5 protein-coding genes are annotated in these 2,970 nt (G+C 33.9%); 4 read left to right on the top strand and 1 reads right to left on the bottom strand.

The features are described 5' to 3' along the window. The 4 genes from ACKI67_RS08750 to ACKI67_RS08735 form a co-directional block, all read left to right on the top strand. Positions 1–415, top strand: a 415-nt coding sequence (locus ACKI67_RS08750; RefSeq protein ID WP_407463155.1) for a TatD family hydrolase, incomplete at its 5' end; no start/stop codon positions are given. 181 nt (positions 416–596) lie between these two features. Continuing rightward, the gene (locus tag ACKI67_RS08745) at positions 597–785 is read left to right on the top strand and encodes a DUF2116 family Zn-ribbon domain-containing protein (protein WP_407463154.1); all 189 of its coding nucleotides are present in this window, start codon (positions 597–599) and stop codon (positions 783–785) included. Between the two features lie 123 nt (positions 786–908). Next, positions 909–1,244 (top strand): YbjQ family protein, encoded by a 336-nt coding sequence (locus ACKI67_RS08740; RefSeq protein WP_407463153.1) that lies wholly within the window; start codon positions 909–911, stop codon positions 1,242–1,244. A gap of 54 nt (positions 1,245–1,298) precedes the next feature. After that, positions 1,299–2,207: a hypothetical protein gene (locus tag ACKI67_RS08735; protein ID WP_407463152.1), complete on the top strand. Its 909-nt coding sequence runs from the start codon at positions 1,299–1,301 to the stop codon at positions 2,205–2,207. Positions 2,208–2,223: 16 nt separating this feature from the next. On the opposite strand, the gene ACKI67_RS08730 is transcribed toward ACKI67_RS08735, so the two are convergent. Then, a partial coding sequence (locus tag ACKI67_RS08730; protein ID WP_407463151.1) for a sulfite exporter TauE/SafE family protein occupies positions 2,224–2,970 on the bottom strand: 747 nt, incomplete at its 5' end.

Genomic DNA, 2,970 nt, shown 5'->3' with positions numbered 1-2,970 from the left:
TATGCCACTCTTCCTACATGAGAGAGAAGCGCATGAAGATTTGGTGAAGATACTTGAAAAGTATCCGAACATGTGTGAAAAGGCTTGTGTTCACTGTTTTACAGGAACAAAAGAGGAAGCTCTAAAGTACCTTGAACTAGGCTGCTCCATTGGAGTGACCGGTTGGATCTGTGATGAGAGAAGAGGCCAATCATTGCAGGAAGCTGTTACAGTTATTCCTCCTGAAAAGATGATGATAGAAACCGATGCTCCTTTCCTTATTCCAAGAAACTTCCCAAAAAAGCCTAAATCAAACAAGAACAAACCGGAATATTTGCCGCATATCCTCAATACAATTGCACATTACAAGGATGTGGAGAGCGTTGAGCTTGGCGTGAAGGTAAGTGAAACCACTAGAAAATTCTTCAATATTTAAAATTATAGTCAAATATTCAATTTTAACCAATCAAATCTAAATAACATCAATTTTTATATAATATTAAATAAATAAAATTAAATGTTTAAAATAAATGTTCAAATTTAAATGATTAAAATTAAATGATTAAAATTAAAAAATAATCAGACTAATTTAAAAATAAAAGTAAAAAGGTGAAAATATGGTAGAACCACACAAACATTGTCCTGTATGCGGAACCCCAATACCAATGAAAGAAAGAGTATGCTCTCCTGACTGTCAAAGAGTATTAGAACAACAACAAAAGAACCTCAGAAAAAGCAGATTGATGCTATTTGGTGTAATTGTAATATTTATTCTCGTATGGGCATATTTCATGTTCTTTAAATAAACAATTAATTAATTACATAATTAAATAATTAAAAAGAACTTAATCAAAAATCAATATTGGCTATTAAATATTAATAGCTGATAAAATCTTTATTTTTATTTAAAACTATTTTTAAGTGATAAGATGTTATTATCCTCAACAAGTACCTTAGATAATAAAACAATAATAAAATATCATGGATTGGTTCACGGAGAATCCTTGATTGGGTCCAACATATATAAGGATTTGTTCTCTGGAGTCAGAGACGTTGTAAGAGGAAGAACCACCACTTATGAAGAAGAGCTTCAAGAAGCAAGAGATGACGCGATTAAAGCTATGGAATCAAAAGCGGAAGAATATGGTGCAAATGGAATCATAGGATTGAAGATATCCTACAATAACCTCGGAGGTACCATGGGAAACACCATTTTAGTTAATGTCTATGGAACCGCGGTAACTTTCAAGGACAAAATCCAATAAAACTTTTTTTAAAACCGTAAACTTGTCTATGAGACGAAATCGAAGAGTGAATAAATGCAAACAGAAATTAAAGAAAAGTTAAATAGCCTGCATACCAGAGAGGGGCAGATAAAATTCCTTAAGGAAATAGCTTGTATTGCTTTTGGAACAGTGATAGGTATAGCCACCTATGTTGTTTGTCTATACACTCACTTTGCTATTTTCGGATGGAATTTCGGATTGGTTCTTGCTCCATTATTTGCAGGATATGCTGAAAGTTTTGCTGCTAAAAAGTTTGTTCATGAAAGTACAGGAGCAATCAGTGCATTTATTCTTTTCATAATTACAGTAATCTACGGTTTCATCATTGCAAATCCTACCTTAGGATTCAATGTCATCACTGCAGGAAGTATAGTCATCATACTCCAAGCAGCATTCCCTACTGCAGTAAACTATTTCCTGATAGCAATGGGTTTAGGTATTGTATCTCACATTTCAGGTGTTTTCAAGAAAATCACCATGTTCTTTACAGGCATATATGAAAAAATCTTTAACAAGACTTCAAAACTCAAAGCAAGATATTTCAAAAGACATGCTCATACAAGACATGATTTCTATGATATGGAACTAGAAATGAATGGTTTAGGAGTTCGTCTATTTACTTTGGAATACCCTCCAGAAGGATTAAGAATTATAGAACGGAAAGGAATCTATGAAACAAGACATATCTTTTCATCAGACAGAAAAGAGGAAATCGAATTAGGGCTTCAAGATGTCTTGGAAGAATATGTTCTTATGGATGTAAGGCTTGCAAAAGATAAGGCATTATTGAAATTAATCAAACAGTTAAAAGCAGATGGATGTAATGGCTTATTAAATTTAGATATAATTTATGACACTGTAGGGCCAAGAAAAGGAAAAAACAATAACCAAGTAATCTTAAAAGGAACTGGTGTTGTTTTTGAAGAAAATGATGAAATTTAGAAGTTCATCCCTATTTTTACAAACCCAATAGAATAGCTATTGAATCAAATCCAATCATTTTAATTGCCATATAAATAAGGATTATAGCAAAAATCTGTTTCAATCTCTTTTCAGGCATTTTATAAACTAATTTTGCACCGATTGTAGCCATAGGAACTGAAAACATCACTATGAGAACAAAGTTTATCAAACTGACATAACCTAATGAATAAGGCATCGGATTAACTCCAAGACCTGTATAGATATAAGATATGAGCCCCCCAATAGCTGTAAATGCAATGAATACTGAAGATGTTCCAATAGCTTGAATCAAGCTAAATCCAAAAAGTATGCAAAGAGCAGGAATCAGGAAAACTCCCCCACCAACACCAAGCAAACCAGAAATGATACCTATTGAAAAACCTACAATACCTGCATTCAACAAATTGAATTGAATCAATGATTTTTCCCCATCACTTCTGGAACCGAAGAGCATATCCAATGCCACTACAATCAAGAGACATGCAAATATGATCTGCAAAATTCTTGTAGGCACCATATTAGCTACAAGACCTCCACAGAATCCTCCAATGATACCGAAAACTGCAAGTCTGATTGCAGGTTTGACAATTGACCTGTTCTTCTTTTGATGCTGATAGGCACCAGATGCAGCAGTAGGTATGATAATTGCCAAACTGGTTCCCAAGGACACCATCATGGCAAGTGAAGGGTCAACTCCAACTGATGTGAATAGGAAGAATTGCAAAGGAACCATCAGGAATCC

The organism is Methanobrevibacter sp. (genome assembly GCF_045577275.1).
Taxonomy (GTDB): Archaea; Methanobacteriota; Methanobacteria; order Methanobacteriales; family Methanobacteriaceae; genus Methanobrevibacter.
The sequence above is the reverse complement of the archived record's forward strand: the minus strand, read 5'-3'. Positions and strand labels throughout refer to the sequence as shown.